Origin of the sequence: Dyadobacter sp. CY343 (genome assembly GCF_021390335.1) — a bacterium.
Classification (GTDB): domain Bacteria; phylum Bacteroidota; class Bacteroidia; order Cytophagales; family Spirosomataceae; genus Dyadobacter.
In genome coordinates this window covers 85,399-106,979 of sequence record NZ_JAJUXK010000010.1, presented here as the reverse complement: position 1 = coordinate 106,979, position 21,581 = coordinate 85,399, and the positions used below count along the sequence as shown (strand labels likewise).

At 46.6% G+C, this 21,581-nt stretch carries 19 protein-coding genes; 15 read left to right on the top strand and 4 right to left on the bottom strand.

All coding sequences use genetic code 11. The features are described from left to right. The first annotated feature begins 20 nt into the window (after nucleotides 1–20). The 5 genes from LZG94_RS25370 to LZG94_RS25350 all read left to right on the top strand — a co-directional run bounded on the left by LZG94_RS25370 (nucleotide 21) and on the right by LZG94_RS25350 (nucleotide 6,429). Nucleotides 21–1,367: a deoxyguanosinetriphosphate triphosphohydrolase gene (locus LZG94_RS25370; RefSeq protein ID WP_233794462.1), complete on the top strand. Its 1,347-nt coding sequence runs from the start codon at nucleotides 21–23 to the stop codon at nucleotides 1,365–1,367. A 108-nt stretch (nucleotides 1,368–1,475) separates the two neighbouring features. Then, entirely contained in the window at nucleotides 1,476–2,600 is a 1,125-nt protein-coding gene (locus tag LZG94_RS25365) for an FIST signal transduction protein (RefSeq protein ID WP_233794461.1), read from the top strand. A gap of 1 nt (nucleotide 2,601) precedes the next feature. After that, nucleotides 2,602–3,954: an ATP-binding protein gene (locus LZG94_RS25360; protein WP_233794460.1), complete on the top strand. Its 1,353-nt coding sequence runs from the start codon at nucleotides 2,602–2,604 to the stop codon at nucleotides 3,952–3,954. Between the two features lie 15 nt (nucleotides 3,955–3,969). Continuing rightward, nucleotides 3,970–4,398: a response regulator gene (locus LZG94_RS25355; protein WP_233794459.1), complete on the top strand. Its 429-nt coding sequence runs from the start codon at nucleotides 3,970–3,972 to the stop codon at nucleotides 4,396–4,398. 27 nt (nucleotides 4,399–4,425) lie between these two features. Then, on the top strand, nucleotides 4,426–6,429 hold the full coding sequence (locus LZG94_RS25350; RefSeq protein ID WP_233794458.1) for a response regulator: 2,004 nt from the start codon (nucleotides 4,426–4,428) through the stop codon (nucleotides 6,427–6,429). Here LZG94_RS25350 and LZG94_RS25345 read toward each other — a convergent pair. Continuing rightward, nucleotides 6,422–8,626: a molybdopterin cofactor-binding domain-containing protein gene (locus LZG94_RS25345; RefSeq protein ID WP_233794457.1), complete on the bottom strand. Its 2,205-nt coding sequence runs from the start codon at nucleotides 8,624–8,626 to the stop codon at nucleotides 6,422–6,424. The two genes, LZG94_RS25350 and LZG94_RS25345, sit on opposite strands and share 8 nt — an antisense overlap. Beyond that, nucleotides 8,623–9,096, bottom strand: coding sequence for a (2Fe-2S)-binding protein (locus LZG94_RS25340; RefSeq protein ID WP_233794456.1), 474 nt, complete (start codon nucleotides 9,094–9,096; stop codon nucleotides 8,623–8,625). Before LZG94_RS25340 ends, LZG94_RS25345 begins: the two co-directional genes overlap by 4 nt. A 173-nt stretch (nucleotides 9,097–9,269) precedes the next feature. On the opposite strand from LZG94_RS25340, the gene LZG94_RS25335 reads away from it, so the two are divergent. The 4 genes from LZG94_RS25335 to LZG94_RS25320 all read left to right on the top strand — a co-directional run bounded on the left by LZG94_RS25335 (nucleotide 9,270) and on the right by LZG94_RS25320 (nucleotide 14,319). Next, nucleotides 9,270–9,644 carry a BlaI/MecI/CopY family transcriptional regulator gene (locus LZG94_RS25335; RefSeq protein WP_215235952.1) on the top strand — a complete coding sequence of 125 codons (375 nt, stop codon included), beginning with the start codon at nucleotides 9,270–9,272 and terminating at the stop codon, nucleotides 9,642–9,644. 11 nt (nucleotides 9,645–9,655) lie between these two features. Then, nucleotides 9,656–11,395: a M56 family metallopeptidase gene (locus LZG94_RS25330; RefSeq protein WP_233794455.1), complete on the top strand. Its 1,740-nt coding sequence runs from the start codon at nucleotides 9,656–9,658 to the stop codon at nucleotides 11,393–11,395. Between the two features lie 5 nt (nucleotides 11,396–11,400). Next, nucleotides 11,401–13,212 carry a M56 family metallopeptidase gene (locus tag LZG94_RS25325; RefSeq protein ID WP_233794454.1) on the top strand — a complete coding sequence of 604 codons (1,812 nt, stop codon included), beginning with the start codon at nucleotides 11,401–11,403 and terminating at the stop codon, nucleotides 13,210–13,212. An 81-nt stretch (nucleotides 13,213–13,293) separates the two neighbouring features. After that, on the top strand, nucleotides 13,294–14,319 hold the full coding sequence (locus tag LZG94_RS25320; protein WP_233794453.1) for a Gfo/Idh/MocA family protein: 1,026 nt from the start codon (nucleotides 13,294–13,296) through the stop codon (nucleotides 14,317–14,319). A 221-nt stretch (nucleotides 14,320–14,540) separates the two neighbouring features. Here LZG94_RS25320 and LZG94_RS25315 read toward each other — a convergent pair whose 3' ends face one another. Further along, on the bottom strand, nucleotides 14,541–14,933 hold the full coding sequence (locus tag LZG94_RS25315; RefSeq protein ID WP_233794452.1) for a biopolymer transporter ExbD: 393 nt from the start codon (nucleotides 14,931–14,933) through the stop codon (nucleotides 14,541–14,543). Nucleotides 14,934–14,948: 15 nt separating this feature from the next. Continuing rightward, nucleotides 14,949–15,629 (bottom strand): MotA/TolQ/ExbB proton channel family protein, encoded by a 681-nt coding sequence (locus LZG94_RS25310; RefSeq protein WP_215235947.1) that lies wholly within the window; start codon nucleotides 15,627–15,629, stop codon nucleotides 14,949–14,951. A gap of 223 nt (nucleotides 15,630–15,852) precedes the next feature. Here LZG94_RS25310 and LZG94_RS25305 point away from each other — a divergent pair, with 223 nt between their 5' ends. From LZG94_RS25305 to LZG94_RS25280, 6 genes are all read left to right on the top strand, one after another. Beyond that, nucleotides 15,853–16,665 carry an MbnP family protein gene (locus tag LZG94_RS25305; protein ID WP_233794451.1) on the top strand — a complete coding sequence of 271 codons (813 nt, stop codon included), beginning with the start codon at nucleotides 15,853–15,855 and terminating at the stop codon, nucleotides 16,663–16,665. Nucleotides 16,666–16,684: 19 nt separating this feature from the next. Continuing rightward, complete coding sequence (locus LZG94_RS25300) at nucleotides 16,685–17,812, top strand: cytochrome-c peroxidase (RefSeq protein ID WP_233794450.1); 1,128 nt, start codon at nucleotides 16,685–16,687, stop codon at nucleotides 17,810–17,812. Between the two features lie 162 nt (nucleotides 17,813–17,974). Next, nucleotides 17,975–18,310 carry a DUF6787 family protein gene (locus LZG94_RS25295; protein WP_215235945.1) on the top strand — a complete coding sequence of 112 codons (336 nt, stop codon included), beginning with the start codon at nucleotides 17,975–17,977 and terminating at the stop codon, nucleotides 18,308–18,310. 118 nt (nucleotides 18,311–18,428) lie between these two features. After that, complete coding sequence (ffh, locus tag LZG94_RS25290) at nucleotides 18,429–19,751, top strand: signal recognition particle protein (protein ID WP_233794449.1); 1,323 nt, start codon at nucleotides 18,429–18,431, stop codon at nucleotides 19,749–19,751. Nucleotides 19,752–19,753: 2 nt separating this feature from the next. Beyond that, nucleotides 19,754–20,254, top strand: coding sequence for a hypothetical protein (locus LZG94_RS25285; protein WP_233794448.1), 501 nt, complete (start codon nucleotides 19,754–19,756; stop codon nucleotides 20,252–20,254). 84 nt (nucleotides 20,255–20,338) lie between these two features. Further along, entirely contained in the window at nucleotides 20,339–21,580 is a 1,242-nt protein-coding gene (locus LZG94_RS25280; RefSeq protein WP_233794447.1) for an alkaline phosphatase family protein, read from the top strand. The last annotated feature ends 1 nt before the right edge of the window (nucleotide 21,581 follow it).

The following is a 21,581-nucleotide window of genomic DNA, read 5'->3' as shown; positions in this document are numbered from 1 at the left end:
TTGCCATTTAAAGACAGCAAATGATGAATTGGGAAAAATTGCTCTCGGCCAAACGCTGGGGAAGCGAAGACAAATACAATGCAGATCCTGCTGAGGCCAGATCGGAATTCCAGCGCGATTACGACCGCCTCATTTTTTCCTCTCCATTCCGCAGACTTCAAAATAAAACGCAGGTATTCCCGCTGCCAGGAAGTGTTTTTGTCCATAACCGGCTCACGCACAGCCTCGAAGTCGCAAGTGTCGGTAAATCTTTAGGAAGGATATTTTACAATAAACTCCGCGCCGACGATCAGGATATAGATATCAAATTGCCTCTGATAAGTGAAATCGGGAATATCGTTTCCGCTGCTTGTCTGGCGCACGATCTCGGTAACCCGGCATTCGGGCACTCCGGCGAGGCGGCGATCTCCCATTATTTTACAGATAACGACGGACAAAAATACGAGTCGCAGGTAACCGCGGCGCAGTGGGCTGATCTTACTCATTTTGAGGGAAACGCAAATGCGTTCCGGATCCTGACACATCCGTATGCAGGTAAGGGTTACGGAAGTTTCGCGCTCACCTATTCCACGCTGGCTGCGATCGCCAAGTATCCGTGCGAGGCAATTGCCGGACATAATAAGGCGAACATCTACACAAAAAAATACGGCTTCTTCCAGTCTGAACAAGCTGGATTTCAAAAGATTGCGGATGAATTAGAATTACAAAAAGAATCCGATTCGCCACTCGTGTACCGGCGCCACCCGCTCGTTTACCTCGTTGAAGCGGCCGATGATATTTGCTATAATGTGATTGACCTTGAAGATGCGCATCGGTTGAAAATCCTCTCTTACCAGGAAGTGGAAACGCTGCTCCTGCAACTCTGCAACGATCCAAAAATGCCCGCCCGGTTGCAGGAAATAGACGATGATGATGCGAAAATCAGTCTTTTAAGAGCTAAGTCGATCAGTACGCTCATCCGCGAATGCTCCGAATTATTTTACAATGAGCAGCAGACAATCCTCGACGGCAATTTCAATCGAAGCCTGATCGACGGGATTGAGGAACCGTACCGCTCAGCGATGAAGGAGATCGGGCGCATTTCTGTTAGTAAAATTTACAACTATTCGTCCGTGGTACAGATCGAAGTCGCTGGTTACAAAGTAATTGGAGGATTGCTAGAAGAATTTGTACCCGCTTATCTGAACAACAATTCACATTACACTAAAAAACTGGTAGAGCTGATTCCCAAGCAATTCATCACCTCCCGAACCGATCCCTATTCGAAGATCCAGACTGTGCTCGATTTCGTTTCCGGAATGACGGATTTGTACGCAGTCGAACTTTTTCGGAAGATCAAAGGGATATCGTTTCCTTCCATTACCTGAACTGTAATTGCCGGAGTTTCACGGGGATAAGGCTAATATTAATTCGAGTATCAAAACTTTTCTGTAAATTGTTAATCCGACTTATAAGCCCGATCAGAAATCCACCTCATGCAAATTGAACAGGTTGTTTATAATGATATTTCCTCCTCTCTTTCATTCAGTTTCACACCTCAGTTATTCTTTGTTTTTGGCAACCGCGAACTGCTCGAAACAAGTAATCTCACACAAAAGCTGACTGCCGAATATCCCGGCGCGATTTTTTCTGGTTGCTCTACTGCGGGTGAAATCGCAAACGTCTCTGTAAAAGACAATTCCATCGTTATAACAGCCCTTAAATTTTATAAAACAGCTATTAAAAGCTCGCTGGTGAAATTAGACCATGTTCAGTTCGCCAGCATGGAAGCCGGAAAACAGCTGGTATCGCGCTTGCCCAGGGAAAACCTTAGGCACGTTTTTGTATTATCAGATGGTTTAAAAGTGAATGGTACCGACCTGGTGAAAGGAATGGCGGAGAATTTACCTTCAGAAGTGGCATTGACTGGCGGGCTTGCGGGTGACGGACCCCAATTTGTCAAGACAGTAATTGTGGAACCCGACGGGACTATTGCCGCTCATAGCGTTGCAGCAATTGGTTTTTATAGTGAAAGCTTATCTGTCAGTTTCGGATCAAGAGGCGGCTGGGATAGTTTCGGTCTGGACCGGCTGGTTACTAAATCGAAAGGGAATATACTTTATGAAATTGACGCACAGCCTGCACTCGACCTGTATAAATCATTTTTAGGTGATAAGGCCAAAGATCTTCCTGCGTCGGGACTACTGTTTCCGCTGAGTATGCGGGATAGTGAAGACCGGGCGCCTGTCGTGAGAACGATTCTGGGGATTAACGAAGAAGAAAAGAGCCTTACATTTGCCGGCGATATTCCTGAAGGCTCCTTTGTGAAGTTAATGAAAGCAAATAATGACCGCCTCATTACAGGCGCCGAAGAAGCTGCACACGCTGCGTCCGAAGGTCTCGAAAATGCACCCGATTTTGCGATTCTGGTGAGTTGCGTTGGCCGAAAGCTGGTATTGAAGCAAATGGTGGAAGAAGAGGTCGAATGCGTATCCAATGTACTCTCAGCGCCGGTGATGACAGGATTTTATTCGTACGGAGAGCTGGCACCTTTTAACCGTAACTCCTTGTGTGAGCTGCACAACCAAACCATGACCATTACTACCTTCCGGGAAACGTAAAATGCCTGCGCTAGAAATTTTAGAAACCAATTACCACCGGCTACTCAAAAGGCAGATCCGCAAGTCTTTACCGCCAGATCTGGCCGAACATCCTGATCTACAAGACTTCCTGATGTCGGTGCATTTAGCTTATACTGAATACCAGGACGACCTGGCCAGAGTAGAACTGATCCTCGAACAGAGTTCCGGCGAGCTGTTCAAGGCAAATCGCGAGCTGAGCCGGATCGCTCAGGAAAAAACCGAAGAAGCTGCATTGACCAGCAAGCGACTGGAACAGGTAGTGAGCAGTATTTCGGAGATATTAATCCAGCTAGGCTGTGACGGGAATATCATTTATCTGAATAATGCATGGGAATTGACTACCGGCTATCAGGTAAGCGACACGCTGAACCGGAACTGGAAAGACTTTTTTACCCATTCTTCGGACCCGATCGCGGAGCTGCTCAACTCGGAAGTGTCTGTGGTGGAAGCTACGATCAAGCTATTTACGACGACGGGAAAGGAGCTGTGGATAGGCGGATCGTTGAGCAAACAATATGCGGGTGACGAGCTGATCGGGTATATCGGTGCATTCTCCGATGTGACCGAAAAAGTAAGTTCCGAACGGAAGTTGAAATCCTATATGCGCGATCTGGAAAGGATCAATGCAGAGCTGGACCAATTTGCATACGTGGTCAGTCACGATCTGAAAGCGCCTTTGCGGGCGATCAATAACCTTTCTGAGTGGATTGAGGAAGATATCAGCCATTTGCTGGAAGGTGAAACCGAAGATCAGTTCAGGCTGCTGCGCGGGCGCGTACACCGGATGGAAAGTCTTATCAACGGTATCCTATCCTATTCAAGGGCGGGGCGGATCAAGACGGTGAAAGAGAAATTTTTGATGAAAACGCTGGTAGATGATCTTTCGGAAACTTTCAAAAGCAAAAACCCTGTTCGCTTCCTACTGAACGGAGATCCTGACCTTGAACTTGAAACTGAAAAGATTACGCTGACGCAAATCCTGCAAAACCTGATTTCCAACGGAATCAAATACAATGACAAGCCGGAAGCCGAAATTACGATCGGATGGCAGGAGCAGGATTCACTTTTTGAGTTCTGCGTAGGCGATAACGGGCCGGGTATCAGTCAGGAGTTTCACGAACGGATATTTGTGATTTTTCAAACATTGCAGGCCCGTGACGAGGTAGAAAGTACCGGTGTGGGACTGGCGATCGTGAAGAAGATCCTGGATGAAAAAGGAGGTGTGATCAGGATTGAATCCAATATGGGCGAGGGTACCAGATTCTTTTTTACCTGGCCTAAAACCGACCTCAAAACCACAGATATGTCACTTAGAAACAACCCTTTTCTATAATCCAAGCAACCAAAAATGTCTATTTCCACGCTAATACCAATGACAATCCTGCTGGTCGAAGACGATGAGGTTGATGTCATGAATGTCAGGAGAGCATTTAAGAAAAACAATATCTCGAACCCGCTGATCGTGGCTTCCAACGGAATCGACGCGCTTGAAGCCCTGCGCAACGGTAAAGAACTTCCGAAACCGAAGATTGTATTGCTGGATCTGAATATGCCCAGAATGGGCGGGATCGAATTTTTAAAGGAAATAAGGCAGGATCCGGAACTGAGCTCGCTATCTGTTTTTGTCATGACCACCTCCAATGAGGATAGTGACAAGATCGATGCATTTAACCTCAACGTTGCCGGATATATACTAAAACCACTCTCAATGGACCGTTTCATCGCCGCTGTATCGACGCTGAATAGTTACTGGACCCTTTGTGAATTTCCGGAATAACATCACTCAGCGTTACAAAAGCCTGTTATGACTACTCTTGACATCCTGTTAGTTGAAGACGACGATATCGACGCAATGCACTTTACGCGCGCCGTTCAAAAGTCACAGGTACAGATCGGAGAAATAAAGATCTCGAAGTACGCCGAAGATGCATTGCAAGTGCTGGAAACCTGGTTTCCTACCTGCATTTTCCTGGATTACCAGCTGCCGAAAACGAACGGTCTCGAATTATTGAAGAAGATCAAGAAAGTGGCGCCTAATCTCCCGGTGATCGTACTTACCTCACAGGGTGACGAACGTATTGCCGTGGAAATGATGAAGGCCGGAGCAATGGACTATTTCCCCAAGTCGGAGATTAATGCCGATAAACTGGCGAAAACATTCCATACAATGAGCAGGATGCGGGAAGCGGAAGAAGGACGCAAGCGGGCTCATCGCGAACTTGCCGAAAAAGAGGAATTTATTAATAAAATAGCATTGCTGTCTCCCAATATCATCTACGTGATCGATATTGAGAACTGGACCAACATTTTTCATAACAAACAGATATCCAAAATATTAGGATATTCAGAGGAGGATAATATATCCGACAGCATTAGTGGGTTGACCAAAATTATCAATGACCAGGATCAGCTCACATTTCGCCGGCACTACCATTATATGCGGCATTGGGTAAAGGATTCGGATGTGATCGAAAAGGAGTTCAGGCTAAAACACCGTGACGGGTCCGAGGTCTGGATCATTACGAGAGAAGTACCTTTCAAGCGCAACGAAAAAGGAAGTGTACAGGAAGTGCTGGGTACCGCGATTGATATTACCGCCCGGAAGCTGGTGGAAAAAGAGCTGTTACAAGCCAAGAAAGATGCCGAAGAAGCTACGCGGATCAAGTCGGATTTTCTGTCGACAATGAGCCACGAGATCCGTACGCCAATGAATGGTATCATTGGATTTACAGAGCTCCTGCTGAGCAGCAATTTCCCTGAACAAGACAGGCAATACCTTAAAATGATCAAATATTCGGCTGATAATCTGATGGTTATCCTGAATGATATTCTTGATTTCTCCAAAATCGAGGCAGGTAAGTTCGGGCTGGAAAACTTTGAATTTGACCTGAAAGAGAAACTGGAATACCTGGTCAGGACATTCGAGGTGAGAGCGATGGAGAAATCGATCGACCTCGCTTTTCGCGCCGGGCCCAATGTGCCAAAATTATTAATGGGAGATGCATACAGACTGAACCAGATTCTGATCAATCTGGTCGGGAATGCGATCAAGTTTACGGAGGAAGGCGGATTTGTGAAAGTTTCGGTGGAACTGCATGAGGATAAGGGTGATAGTGTCGACATTAAAATTGACGTAACAGACTCAGGGATTGGCATTTCGGAAGATAAGCTCGGTAATATTTTCGACAGTTTTTCGCAGGCGCATCAAAATGACGCTACCCGGTATTTCGGCGGGACCGGTCTTGGTCTGAGCATTACCCGAAAAATTACCGAACTGATGAACGGAACGATCTCTGCCCAAAGTAAACTGGGCGAAGGCGCCACTTTCAGCGTGATCCTTAATTTTGGTAAGGTCGCAAATGCGATCGAACCGCAGCGGGTAGTAGCGCCGGAGCAGGTTTCTCTAAAAGGTTACCGCATCCTGGCTGCCGAGGATATTCTGGCCAATCAGATATTGCTCAAACATCTGCTTACGCGATGGGGAGCTTATTTTGTCATTTGCAATAATGGACAGGAAGTCCTTTCCTACCTGGACGACGGCGAATTTGATCTGATCTTAATGGATATTCAAATGCCTGTGATGGACGGAATTGCCGCGATGAAAGCTATTCGCGCCAATTATCCTCAACACGCGCACGTACCTGTGATCGCTTTTACCGCAGATACTTTTGCCGAAAAAGCGCCGGAAATTGACGGGGTGAAATTTGCGAGCTTTGTTACCAAACCTTTCCGTGCAGAAGAACTGATCCGGGTGATCAGCCGCCACCTAAATGTGAGCCGGAATGCAGCCCCTGAGGTAGTTAGCTGATCTTTTCCCAATCGATTTTATCAGGTGTCAAAGGCAGTTCCCGCAGGCGGCTGCCGGTAGCGTGAAAAATCGCGTTGGCAATCGCGGCGGCAGTTGGTCCCTGGGCCGCTTCGCCCGCACCAAGCGGCTCTTCTCCCGGCCTGTCGATTATATGAACTTCCGTATGCGGGACCTGATCGAAACGGAGGATCGGGTAAGTTTCCCAGGTAGTGCTGGTGACGCCCGTTTTATCAAACTTCACTTCTTCCAGCATTGTCCAACTTGCCGCTTGGATCATTCCGCCGGAAGTCTGGTTTATGATCCCATCGCTATTGATCACCTGACCGGCATCGATCACAGCGGTTAATTTCGTCAACTGGTATGTTTTGGCTGCTTTGTCAATACTTACTTCCGCTTTCACGGCCAGGTACGCCGCGCTGTTTTTATATTGGGCAAAAGCAAAACCTTCTCCTCTTCCCTGCCCCCAGCCTGCTTTCTCAACCATGGTCGTGATCACCTGCCGCGCGCGTTCATCTTTTAAATGCGTCAATCTGAAAGCGACCGGATCCTCGCCCGCTTTCCATGCAAGCTCGTCCATGAAAGATTCCAGCGCGAAGATATTCCCGTACGCGCCCAGACTCCTTAAAGCAGAACTCCGCAATGGTCCGTAGAAGTCGCGCAGGCTGATTTTCTTGGCAGAAAAATCATAAAGCGGCACCGAATTCCGGTGGCTGCCTCCCGAAAAACCGCCCGATTTGAAGGTAAACGGTTTGGCAATATGTCTTCCTGCAAGCAAGTGACCCGCATTGCCGCCCGGCCGCGAGCTGTGCGTATCCGAACAAATCTCAGTATTCCAGGCATCGATTTTAGCAGCCGCGCCGATCCGCCCTTTTACACTTAATACCATTGCAGAACCATAAGGCTCCCATTTATGCTCGTCTTCCCGCATCCATTGTACGCGCACGGGCTTACCTGGCATTCCCATTGCAAGCAAGGCCGCGTCGCCGCCCGCATCGTCGGCGCCATTGTGACCGTAGCAACCTGCACCCGGCACACCGATTACCCTGATCTTGTTTTCCGGCATTTGCAGCAGATCAGAAATCGTTTTCCGCAGCGGGTAAACGCCCTGGCTATGCGACCAGACAGTAAGCAGGTCGTTCTTCCAGAGGCCGATCGCGCACGACGGACCAATCGATCCGTGCATTTGATACGGTTTTTTATATACCGCTTCGTGCGTAAAGTCCTTCGCTGGTACACTGCCGCCGCTCTCCTCGACTACTTTGGGCGCAGAGGCAGTTTCCAGCATATTGTTATATAAATTTTGAGGTAAAACAGCGAGTGGCTTGGAATCCCATTTTGCATTGGTTTTTAATATTTCCAAAGCTTTTACAGCAGCATATTCCTTGTCTGCGATCACGGCCACGAAGTTACCGTTCACCACCAGTTTCAGCACCCCAGGTACTTTTGCGATCTGTTCTTTTTGTATAGAAACAAGTTTAGAATCGTATACAGGCGGCCGTAAAATGCGGGCGTGCACCATCCCGGGTAACCGCATATCCTGAATGTAATATGCTTCGGCTGCGGCCATTTGTGCAATATCATCGCGGGGAATCGCTTTACCCACCAGTCGGTAAGAGGCAGGTTCTTTCAGCGGCGCCTTTCCGGTTACTTCTACTTCGAGGCGTTTACCCGCCACTAATTCCTGGTAAGTGACCGTGTTCTTACTTTTGGAAGACATTACCACTCCTTCTTTGACCGACAGGTTTGCAACATCCGTTTGCAGCTTTTCCGCAGCCAGATTTAATAGATATTGCCTGGCTTCGGCAGCTGCATTCCGGATCGCGCGGCCGCTGCCTTCGATGGAGCCGCTGCCGGCGGTATAGCGTTCGTCCTGCGTCTGGCCGGTGTCGGCGATGATAATTTTAACCCGATTCATCGGGACATCCAGTTCTTCGGCCGCCATTTGCATCAGCGCCGTGCGAATTCCCTGGCCGAGCTCCATTTTGCCAGTAATAACCGACAGCTTCCCGTCCGCATCGAAGCGGATCCAGGCATCGATCGTTTGCCCGTCCGCAACCGGCTGTGTTTCGCATGCGGATTTATCCTCAAACCCGGTAATAGCAGCTAATGCAGGAAAAAGCTGAAAACCGATCACCAAATGCCCGGAGCTTTTGAGGAACGAGCGCCTGTCGGAGCTGAAATGCGACTGATCTTTCATGAATTTTTCATTTTAGCCGCTGCCTTTTTTACCGCACTGATAATCCGGGTATGTGTGCCGCAGCGACATAGTACCCGGTTGAGCGCCTGGCGAATCTGTTCGTCGGAAGGATTTTTGTTTTCGGCGAGTAATGATTTGGCGGACATGATCATGCCGTTCATGCAATAGCCGCATTGCGCAGCCTGCTCTTCTATAAATGCTTCCTGAACAGGATCCAGCCTTCCGTTTTTGGCGAGCCCGTCCAATGTGGTGACCTCGTAAACCGCGGCCGAAGCGGCGGGTATCACGCAGGAAGGTTGTGACTTTCCGTTTAAAAGCACCATACAACTGCCGCAACGCTCGATCCCGCAACCGTATTTCGGTCCGTTCAGCTGCAAATCGTTTCGCAGCAGATAAAGCAAAGGCATTTCTGGATCCGCTTCGATTTTATGCACTTTGCCGTTTACCTTGATCGTGATCAGTTCAGCCATATTTGGATAGAAAGAGAGACAGAAAGCAGGTTCGCTAATACTATGCCAGCCTCGTTTAAATATAAAAACAAGTGAGAATTCTTAAATAACTAATAAAATAGTTTTGAAACTAAATAAATAGTCCTACATTTGAATTATCAGTTAATTAACTTTTTCAATACAATATCAATATCATGGAAGTACGCACATTGACACGCGCTGAGGAAGAGGTAATGCGGATTCTTTGGCAATTAAAAAAAGGATTTGTCAAAGATATACTGGCCGAAATGCCTGAACCTAAGCCGGCATACAACACGGTTTCGACGATCATCCGCATTCTTGAAAAAAAAGAGGTGGTAGGCTACAACGCTTACGGAAAAACGCACGAATACTTTCCGCTGATCAGCGAGGAGGAATATAAGCGGCACGAAATGAAGCAGTTAATGGTCAATTATTTCGACAATTCACTACCTAACCTTGTTTCGTTTTTTGTAAAAGACAATGATCTGAAAACAAAGGATTTGGACGAGATCATGAAACTCATCAATCAGCACAAAGACGAAAAATAAATCTGTTAGCCATGGATATGCTCTTATATATCGGCAAGGTAAATCTGTACTGGATTTTATTATTTGCCTGTTACCGACTGATGCTCCGGAACCACACCTTTTTCCAGTGGAACCGCATTTACCTGCTCGGCTCGATCGCGATCGCATTTGCATTGCCCTTTGTGATCTATCCCGAAACCGCGCCGACGATCCCGGCTATTTACGAAGTAAACTCGGCTCCGGTCTCCATTACGTTTGAGCAGCAGGAAGAACCGCTGGTGATGTGGACGGAAGTAGCCTGGTTCGTCTATATTATCGGACTGATCATTTCCTTCAGTTATCTGGTCAGGCATATTCTGCAACTCCGAAATTTCCTAAAATCCGGCGAAGTGATCGAGCTGGAAGATTGCACCGTGGTGATGATCGACTCGAACAAGATCGGCTCATTTTCTTTCCTTAAATGGATTGTGATCAACAGAAACGATTATGAGAGTCATTTTGACGATATTCTATGTCACGAAATGGTGCACACGAGGCAGTGGCACAGTGCGGATATTCTGTTTTTGGAGATCATGAAAGTTCTGTTCTGGTTCAATCCGATCCTGCTCCTTTACAAACGCGATTTACAGGAAGTACACGAATTCCTGGCCGATTCGAAAGCCTCCAACCGAGAGAATTATGCACGTTTTCTGGTAAGTTATGCATTAAATGCGCCCGTCGCTTCATTGACAAACCATTTTTTTAAACCATCACAACTTAAATCCCGAATCCAGATGATCTACAAAAACCGAAGCCCGAAATGGCTGCTGAGTACCTATCTGGCAGCAGCTACACTAATAGGCGCCACCGCATTGTTCGTAGCCGGCTGTGAGCAGCGTGAAGACAAGCAACCGGAAACAGCCAAAACTGGGGAAGAGAAAATGCCTGACAAAGTTTTCACGGTAGTGGAAACCCAACCGAAATATCCGGGAGGGGAGACAGCGATGTTTCAATTTCTAGCCAGAAACATCAAATATCCGACAGCTGCGGCAAAAGCAAATGTGCAGGGTAAGGTGTTCGTTTCTTTTATCGTAACCGAGTCAGGTAACGTCCAGAATGTATCGATTTTAAAAGGAATCGGGTTTGGTTGCGACGACGAGGCGATGCGCGTGGTCAAAAGCATGCCCGCCTGGGCACCGGGAGAACAGAGCGGGCACAAAGTGAATGTAAAAGTTACCCTGCCGATTAACTTTCAATTAGAGGAAAATACGGCAAAATTAAGCTCCGAAGACGTGAAAGGTAATCCGCTGTACATCGTGGACGGGAAAGAAATGAAAAAGGAGGATGTTCAGAAAAACGTCCAGTCTTACCAGATCGCGTCGGTGAATGTACTTAAAGGTGACCAGGCTATTGCTTCTTACGGTAGCAAGGCGAAAGGCGGAGTGATCGATATTACTACAAAACCAGCCAAGCCGGAAGCTTCAAACGAGGCTACTGTCGTTCATATTTCCGATAAAAGGAACGACCCAGCCTCAGGTACCGCCAAAGTGCGTGAGCTGAACCCGGGTGGTACAGCCAGCGTAGGAGTACGGTTCAAAGGCGACCCGTCGGCAGAGAAAAATCCGCCATTGTATATCATCGACGGTGTTAAACAAACGGACGGTTTCAGCGCATCCGAACTTGATCCCGATAAAATTGAATCGATTAGTGTTTTGAAAAAAGCAGGAACAACGGATGTATACGGAGAAGAAGGTAAAAATGGCGTAGTCCTGATCACGACCAAGAAAAACTAGAAATCATGGAAACGCTAAGCTACCTGGCGAAGACCAACTTGTACCTGGTCCTGTTCTACGGCTGTTACTGGTTGTTTTTCAGACAGCATACGTTCTTTAAGTGGAACAGATTCTATTTATTAGCGTCGATTGGAGCAGCGTTCCTGCTCCCTGCGATCACATTTTGGGTTCCTGCGCCGGTATTGGAAACGAGCTACGACCAGCAAACCACGCAGCTAATTCCCGCGGTTACTGAAACGGTAGAAGCGCCCTTCAACTGGGCTATGCTAGTCGCGGGTTGCTATTTGGCCGGAGTTATGGTCATGACTTTCAGGTTATTAAGCTCATTTCAAAAATTATTTTCGCTGCTCCGCCAGGGCGAGCGCATCCGCACGGAAGCTTACACGCTCCTGTTACTTGACAACGGACAGCTCCAAAATGCAGATACCGGCTCATTTTCATTCTTTAAATGGCTGATCGTGAACAGGGCTGACTACGAAAATAACCCCGACGGGATCATCCGCCACGAATATGTGCATATCCGGCAGTGGCATAGTTTCGATGTTGTTTTGATTGAGTTGCTGAAAGTAGTGTTTTGGTTCAATCCGGTAGTGTGGATGTACAAGCGCTCGATACAGGCTGTGCACGAATACCTGGCTGACGTGGAAGCTCCTAACCGTGACCGTTATGCGAGTTTTCTCGTCTCCTATGCATTAAAAGTGCCTGAACAGGTACTTGCTAATCATTTTGCCAATTCATCCTTACTTAAAAACAGAATCCAGATGATATACAAAAACCGCACTTCGAAATGGTTGCTGGGGAAATATGCGCTGATCGTCCCATTGACTGCAATCACTGTTTTTCTGACCGCGTCAAGAACGTATCTGCCTGCGCCGGAACGTGAAAATCCGGCTGTTAACGAAAGTTTTGGTATTGATATTAAAGGAACTGTTTCGGACAAAAGCGGAAACAAAATTGCCGATGCGATCGTGATCGTGAAAGGGACTAACCAGGGCGCACCGACTGATAAGCAGGGAAAATATGAACTTCGTAATGTTCCGGAACACGCCTCGATCGTAGTCAGTCACGTGCAGTTCAAGTCGCAGGAAATGACCATCGTTAAAAACAAACTTACTTACGATTTCACGCTCGAAGCTGCAAATGAGCTGACTAAGGCTGACCATGTATCTCAAACAGCACAGCCGGCCACGCCTAAAACAAATACGGATGGCTTGGCGATAGCCGAACAAAAGCCGCAGTTTCCGGGTGGACATCAGGCGATGCTCGAATATCTCAAAACTAACACCAAGTACCCGGAAAGCGCAAGTAAAGCACTTGTCTCAGGTTCCGTGTTCGTGAGATTTACCGTTGCAGAAGAAGGATCTATTGGCAATATAGTGATTGTAAGAGGCGTAGGATTTGGTCTGGATGCAGAAGCGATCAGACTTGTGAAGAACATGCCTAAATGGGAGCCCGCAATACAGAATGGGAAACCGCTGAGCGTGGCGCAGAATATCGAGATCAGATTTGATCTGCCAGTGGAGAAATCCGACAAACGCCAGGGATTTCATTTACCCGAACAGCCTGCATACGCGATTAATTTTCAGGTAGCAAAGGTCGAAATTGAAGAGCTTTTCAATTCGTCGCTCAATTTTTTTGAACCGAAAACTTTCAAACCTTCGCTGAACCCGCCAAAGGCAGAATACAAATACCAGTCCGATTCAAGCAGCTATCGATTTATGAATTATCAGACTTCTTCGCAGCCGAATTATGGTATGACGCTTCAAACGACCGGCAAGTATAAGTACCTCAAAGAGTCGGCCGAAAAAAGTAACTAGTCACAGATAAAAGTATTGGCTGTTATTTCTGGCAATGTTTCCATATTTTACGGCAACCGAATCAGAAATAACAGTTTTAATATGCCCATTCTTAAAGTCGCCATCATCGGCGGCGGCCACATTGCCGATCAAAATCACATTCCTGCATTAAAAGCGCTCGGTGATCGGGTTGAAATCGTTTCGATTTGCAGTAGGGTAAAGGAAAAGGCCCGTGCGCTGGCTGACAAGCACCAGATCCCATTCGCTTATGATAAGGCCGCAGAAATGTACGCAGGCGAAGGCAGGCCGGATATTGTTGTGATCTGTACTGCCAATAATCTGCATTACCCTTTTGCGATTCAGGCGCTCGAAAACGACTGTCACGTATTCTGTGAAAAGCCGCCGGCACTTTCTGCCGAGCAAGCCAGCGAAATGGCGGAACTAGCCAGAGAAAAAGGAAAAATACTTGCCTATAATCTGCAACTGCGCCAAACTCCCGAATTTACCTTAATCAAAAAGTGTCGCGAAGAAGGAACGCTGGGCCGCATTTATCATATTAAAGCCAATTATCTCCGTCGACGCGGGATTCCGGGCTGGGGTAATTTCACCAATAAATCCATACAGGGAGGAGGCGCATTAATGGACCTCGGCGTGCATATCCTCGACCTCGCGCTTGAAATGCTGGATTACCAGATGCCCGACCGGATTGTAGCTAATACCTACGATTTTCTGGGTAAGGCAGGCGGAAAAGGTTTGATGGGGGAATGGAATCCGGACAGTTTCGAGGTGGAAGACGCCTGTTTTGCACATTTATCATTCCCCGACAATTCGAGTATCTCATTATCAGCTTCATTCGCATTGAATATGAAGGCTGAGAAAGATATTAACCTGGAAGTATTCGGCACTAACGGAGGGGCAGTTTACAAGCCACTTTCGCTATTCACAGAAATCGGAAGCGAATTGGCAAATATTGATTTTCCGCACATAGAAGAAGCAGATATTCAACTCAAAAACACAATTGCATTCCTCGATGCTTGCGAAGGAAAACATAGTAATATAGCGAATGCAGAGCAGGGAGCGATTTTGCAGAAGATTGTTTCGAAGATCTACGAGAGTGCCGGGAGTTAGGGGAGGAAGGAGGAACGGAGGAAGGAGAAAATGGGATAAACAGAGTAAGGGGAAGAAAGGGAGGATGGAGGAAAATTAAGGACGGAGTCACTGATTTAAAATTTTCTGGCTGAGCGTTCAATTTTTGTCAGTCTGAGCGCAGTCGAAGACATGGTGCACGTGTCTTCGACTGCGCTCAGACTGACAAATCCTTCGTCCCTTCCTCCTTCCTCCCTTTCCCCCTACTTCGCAGTAGCCATTACCATCTTAATATCATTCTTCGCGCCTAGTTCAAGTACATCTACGAGGTCCTGAACTGCCAAATTTTTATCTACTCTCAAAACGATCGTGCGGTCTTCTACATTGGCGAAAATGCCTTGCAGTTCGGATTCGAGACGGTCGAATGGAATTTGTTCTTTATCAATAAAGTAACCCTTGTTGTCATCCACCGACAGCGTAATCTGTTTCTTGTACATCTGCTGCGTGGCGGAAGCTTTGGGGAGCATCAGCTTGATCACGTTCGGATTGGACATCGTGGAGATGATCAAAAAGAACAGCAGCAGGAAAAACATGATATCGTTGAGCGAGTGCGTGAACACCTCAGGGGCAAACCGGCTCTTGCGACGTATTTTCATAAATTGATTTGTCTTTTACTTCGCAGCCACAGGCTTTTGTAATACATCCAGAAAATCAGAAGCCGCCATTTGCAGACGCAATGCGAAATTGTCGATTTTCATATTCAGCAAGTGGTACCCTGCGTAGGCGATCAGACCAATGATCAGACCCGAACCGGAAGTGATCATCTTTTCATACATACCACCTGCAATTGTACTGATATTGAAGTCGTTGGAAATGGAAATATCGTAGAAAATCCGGATAATACCCGAAATCGTACCCACAAACCCGAGCATAGGCGCGATACCTGCGATTACACCGAGGTAAGGCAAGTTACCTTCCATGCGCTGAATCTCGATCTGGCTGGCATTTTCAATAGTCGTTTCAATGTCCTTGATCGGGTAACCGATTCGGCCACAAGCTCTTTCCAGGATCCGGCCCGCTGCATTGCGCTGGTTGCGGCAAAGCGACTCTGCCGATTTCAGGTTACCCTGCTGGATAAAATCTTTAACATTGTCCACAAACTGCGGCTCGATCTTTCCATTTGCACTAATTCCTAAAAACCGCTCGATGATCAGAAAAAGAGTCGCCAGGAAAAGTAAGCCCAGCGGTAACATCACCCAACCCCCTTTTGCGAGAAGATCTATAATGGAAAGTCCCTGGTCAGCAACAGGCGCTGCTACCGTAGAGTCAGTAAGTGCTTGCAGAAGCATCATATTAAATATAATAGTGAAAGTTTAAGCGAATGGAACAGAGGTCAATCCTGGAAAAAATGGCTTTGAACATAAACGGAGGCATGCCTGCCATATTGTTTAAAGGCCAAATATAGGAAAATTACTACATATTATTTTTCATCCTAAACCAGCTGATTTCGCATAAATGAACCCTTTTTTCTGTTTTAAGTTTTAGTAAATGCCTTCATTCTGTTTCAGATCGTGTATGAAAAGATACTTTGCAATATCCTCTGCTCTCGCGTTTCTCGCATTGGCCTTAGTCCAGCTTTCCTGTTCCAATGATAATGAGCCGGCTGTTGAAACCGGTAGTATCTTAGTGAATTTCAACAACATGGCCGGCGATACGAAACTGGCTTTGAACAGCGCTACGTATACGAATGCAGCGGGAGAAGATTTTACGGTCAGCAAACTCAACTACTATATTTCCAATATTAAATTCACCAAAGCCGACGGCAGCAGCTTTACGGTACCAAAGGATTCGAGCTACTTTTTAGTAAGGGAAGGAAATGAAGCGTCGAAAAGTCTGAGGATTAGCGATGTGCCGGTGGGTAGTTATACTGGAATTGAATATGTGATCGGAGTGGACAGTCTGAAAAGTATTGAAGAGCCGGAGAACAGAAAAGGGATCCTGGATATATACACTGGCCCGACGAACGAAGAAGCTATGTATTGGAACTGGAATCCGGGGTACATTTTCCTTAAGTTCGAAGGAAAATCGGACTCGTCTACCATAGCGAATGGAAAATACGAATACCACATTGGCGGCTTCGGCGGTAGATCGGGGAGAACATTGAACAATATCAAAACGGTAAAATTGAGTTTCGGTAGTCAAGCAGCCTCAGTTACCACCGTAGCGACACCGCAGGTTTATATTCAAGCTGATATCCTCAAAATTTTTGACGGACCAACCAAACTGCGTATTGCAGAGAAATCGGGAGTAATGTTTGAACCGTTTTCGGCGAATATTGCCGAGAATTATGCGAATATGTTCAGTGTCGAAGAGGTGCGAAACAACTGATTTAAAGTCAGTAGCTGGGATGAAAAAGATCTTTAACTTTTCGGTCATACTCGCCTGGCTACTGCTGGTGCTGATTTCCTGTGGAAAGGATCCCGAAAAGCCGCTGCCCGAGCCGGAACCGAAACCAACGGGGCCGAGGCCAGTACAATTTACAAAGCCCTCCTATTTCCCCGCGCCGGTTTATGACCTGTCCAAAAACCCATTGACCGAGGAAGGAATCGAGCTCGGCCGGTTTCTATTTTACGATGGGATTTTGTCGAGAACTGACAATATAGGCTGTGGAACCTGTCACCAGCAGCAGGCTGCATTCACCCACCACGGCCATGACCTCAGCCACGGCGTAGATGACAAGATCGGAATTCGGAATTCTCCTTCGGTTCAAAATATGGCGTGGAATACTTCCTTTTTCTGGGACGGTGGTGTGCACGCAATGGACGAAGTGCCGCCGGTACCTATTCAAAATCAGGTTGAAATGGGCGAGAAAGTTGCAAGTGTGGTTGAAAAGCTTAGAAAAACGCCTGTGGCAGGCGCTGCCAAACAGGTCAACTATCCCAAGATGTTCGAAGCGGCTTTTGGAACAAATGAAATTACAGCGGATAAAATGATGAAAGCATTGTCGCAGTTTATGATGACGATGGTTTCGGCCACTTCCCGCTATGATTATTATTTGCAGGGAGACGCGTCGGCTTTGAATGCTTTGGAAAAGGAGGGATTATCGGTTTTTAAACAAAAATGCAGTTCCTGTCACGCTACGGAGCTTTTTACAGACCATAGTTTCAGAAATAACGGATTGCAGCCCAACCGGATCAACGACCAGGGCAGGTATGCAATCACATTAAATGAGGCCGACCGCCTGAAATTCAAGGTACCAAGCCTGCGGAACATCGGCCTCACGGCGCCGTACATGCACGATGGGCGGTTTACTACTTTGGAAGAAGTGCTGAACCATTATGCAAATGATAATGCAAAACTCAGCATCCACGAATCCCCTACTCTCGACCCACTTCTGAAAACGGGTAGCAAAGCAGGCATACAGTTGAATGCAACTGAGAAACAATCGATCATCGCATTTTTGAAAACCCTGAATGACGAACAGTTTATCAGGGATAAGAAATTTTCAGATCCTGGAATCGGCACTTCACTGTGAGGAGAACTAACAAGTTATACGCTTTATGGATACAGCTTATAGTCCGGCGCATCGTCAATTCCGCTGACCAAAGTCATTATTAAACATTCATTAAAATCAAGGAAAATTGCGATTCGCATTGTTTCTTTGCAGGAAATTAAAACGCAGACAAGACACTAATATATGCAGAGCGGAGAAAAAAATGCGCAGCCCTGGTTAGGTAAAATGCAGGAAAGATGGGGATTGGAGACTACCAGACAGGTTCTTGTGGTATTAGCCGTTTTCAGTTTGGCGGGCTCGTCAGTTGTTTGGTTCAGAAAGGGACTTTTTTATCTCCTGGGCTACGACGATCTTACGCCGATGTGGCTGAAAACCATTACCTACATCATTTTCATTTTCCCCACATACCAGACTTTACTGCTTGCATACGGTTTCTTACTCGGCCAGTTTTCATTTTTTTGGGAAAAAGAAAAGAAAATGTTCCGCTGGATCGCCGCCAAGTTCAAAGGCAAAAAATAAGGTTAGTACTCAGATATCGCATTTGAATTTAAAGGAGTACAGGATTCCATTCCTGTACTCCTTTTTTTATTTATACATTTGTGACTTATTTCAGATCAAGAATAATACTCTATAATCCATGTTTGAGAACTTACAGGATAAGCTAAATAATGCCTTTCGCACACTCAAAGGAAAGGACAGGATATCCGATATAAATGTTGCCGCAACTACCAAGGAAGTCCGCAAAGCATTGGTCGACGCCGATGTAAACTTCAAGGTTGCCAAAGAAATCACAGATCGCATCCGCGAAAAGGCGCTTGACAGAAAGATATTAATCTCTGTCGAGCCGGGACAAATGTTCGTCAAAATCGTCCAGGAAGAGCTGACCGAGCTGATGGGCGGAACAGCCGAAGGGATTAATATCAAAGGCGATCCCGCTGTGATCCTGATCGCAGGTTTGCAGGGTTCGGGTAAAACCACTTTCTCCGGAAAACTGGCTGCATTACTCAAAAAACAAGGTCGCCAGGTATTGCTTACTGCCTGCGATGTATACCGCCCAGCGGCAATCGACCAGCTGAAAGTGCTCGGCGAGCAGGTGGGTGTGGAAGTATATTCAGAGCCTGAGAACAAAAATGCAGTAAGCATTGCGCAGAATGCAGTGGCGCACGCGCGGAAGACGGGCAAGAAGATCGTGATCGTCGATACGGCGGGCCGTTTGGCTGTGGATGAGGTGATGATGCAAGAGGTGGAAGATATTAAATCCACCGTAAAACCGTCTGAAATTCTCTTCGTCGTGGATTCGATGACAGGACAAGATGCGGTGAACACAGCTAAAACCTTTAATGAAAGACTCAATTTCGACGGAGTTGTATTAACAAAACTCGACGGTGACGCACGTGGTGGGGCGGCGCTTTCAATTCGTCAAATTGTTGATAAGCCCATCAAATACATCAGTACCGGTGAAAAAATGGAAGCCCTGGATTCTTTCTATCCTGACAGGATGGCGAGCAGGATCCTGGGTATGGGTGACGTTATTTCTCTGGTTGAGCGCGCGCAGCAGGCTTTTGATGAAGACGAAGCGAAGCGGATCAACGCAAAAATGCGTCAGAACAAATTTGATTTTGACGATTTTCTTGGTCAATTACAGCAGATCAAGAAAATGGGTAATGTGAAAGACCTGATCGGTATGATCCCCGGAATGGGCAGCGCGATGAAGGATCTTGATATTAGCAATGAATCCTTCAAACCCATCGAGGCGATCATTCAGTCGATGACCAAAAAGGAGCGGGAAAACCCGGATATGATCGACGGAAGCCGCAAGAAAAGGATCGCAGCCGGTAGCGGAACCACGATTTTACAGGTAAACAATCTGATCAAGCAATTTGATGAAATGCGCAGAATGATGAAGAAAATGAATACCATGCAGGCTGCCGGTAAATTGAATAAAGCGATCCGCCGCTAGTGATGAAAAAATTGTTTTGCTTACTCTTCGTTCTTTCTGCATTAAGTACCGAAACCTTGAAAGCGCAAGCTTCTGTGGGATATTACCCGTGGAGCAGCCTGCTTTCGGTAAGTACTAACCCCCGAAAAGCGATCTGGCTCGATACACGTTTTCAAACGAACTCGCTTTTCAGCAGCCTGAGCGTCGATTTGCTTCCGATGATCAATCTCAAAAGGGGCGAAGTTGTACAGTGGTATATTGGCGGCGGACTTCGGCTGAACCCGCTTTATCGCATTGCCGACGCGGATGCAGACCTGATTACGATCGACGGATATTCACTGAATGTGGGTGTTAGAATATCACCTCTGCCTCAAAACAGAAACATTCAGCTCGCTCTGGAACTGAATCCTTATGTGAAGGACGAATTCGACAGCGGGGTACTGAAAAGCCACTTTGGGCTTGTTTATGTTTTTGGTAAAAAGAAAAAGACCGAAGAAACGCCAGCATTGCCGGCAAATCCCTGATATTTAATAATTTCTTAGTGCATGAATGCTCTCAAATCCGGCAAAATCGCCGTTAATTTGAGAGCATTTTTTATTCTGTTTCAAATGAAAATTCTACGGTTATTTCTGTTCAGTTTCGTCTTAGTCCTTTTTCAAAAAGAAAGCATTTTTGCCCAAACTAAAATAAAAAAGACGCTTTTCGTGATTGTGGATGGGATTTCCAGCGATAGCAAAGAGAAAATTCCAGCTCCAAATCTTGACGCGATTGCAAAAGTAGGCGGCTATACCCGCGCGCACGTAGGCGGAGAAAAAGGCACCTATTCAGAAACACCGACCATTTCGGCGGTGGGGTATAATAGTCTGCTGACTGGAACCTGGGTGAATAAGCACAATGTATTTGATAATGATATTAAAGACCCCAACTACCATTACTGGACTTTATTCCGATTTTTAGAAACTCAATATCCGCACAAAAAAAGCGCCGTATTTTCAACCTGGCTAGATAACCGCACGAAGCTGGTGGGCGAAGGGCTGGAACAAACTAATCAATTGCAGCTAGATTATTCTTTCGACGGCCTGGAAGTAGATACCATTCATTTTCCACACGACAAACAGGCAGAGTACATTCACCAAATCGATGAGAAAGTAGTGGACGAAGCTGCGCTCTATATTCACGATAATGCGCCGGATATGTCATGGGTTTATCTCGAATTTACCGATGATATGGGGCACCGTTTCGGCGATAGTGAACAATTCCACAAGGCTATTCAAACGATGGACGATCAAATGGGCAGACTCTGGAAATCGGTTCAATACCGGGAAAAGACATTTAATGAAGACTGGCTGGTGGTGGTTACCACCGACCACGGCCGCGATAGCAAGACCGGAAAGGGCCACGGCGGGCAGTCTGACCGCGAACGTGGGACATGGATCGTAACGAATGCAAAAGACCTGAATGCGAACTTCAAAGCCAATCCGGGAATCGTCGACATTATGCCGACAGTCGCGCGGCACATGGACATTCACATTCCAAAAGATCAGGCATTTGAAGTAGACGGAATTGCGCTCACAGGGAAAATTTCAATCAATAATCCCACTATTAAAAAAGAGCAGGGTAAAATAGCAGCAACCTGGAAATCAATCGATAAGGAAGGAAAAGTGAAGGTTTGGATCACTACTACTAACAACTTCGCAAAAGGGACTCGGGACATTTATCACCTGGCCGCCGAAGTGCCGGTTACCAATGAAAAAGCCGAAATAGATATCAGTAAATATCCTTCCGGCTTTTTTAAAGTGGTGTTAGAAGCGAAATACAATAGTGTGAATCGCTGGATCGTAGAAAAATAAC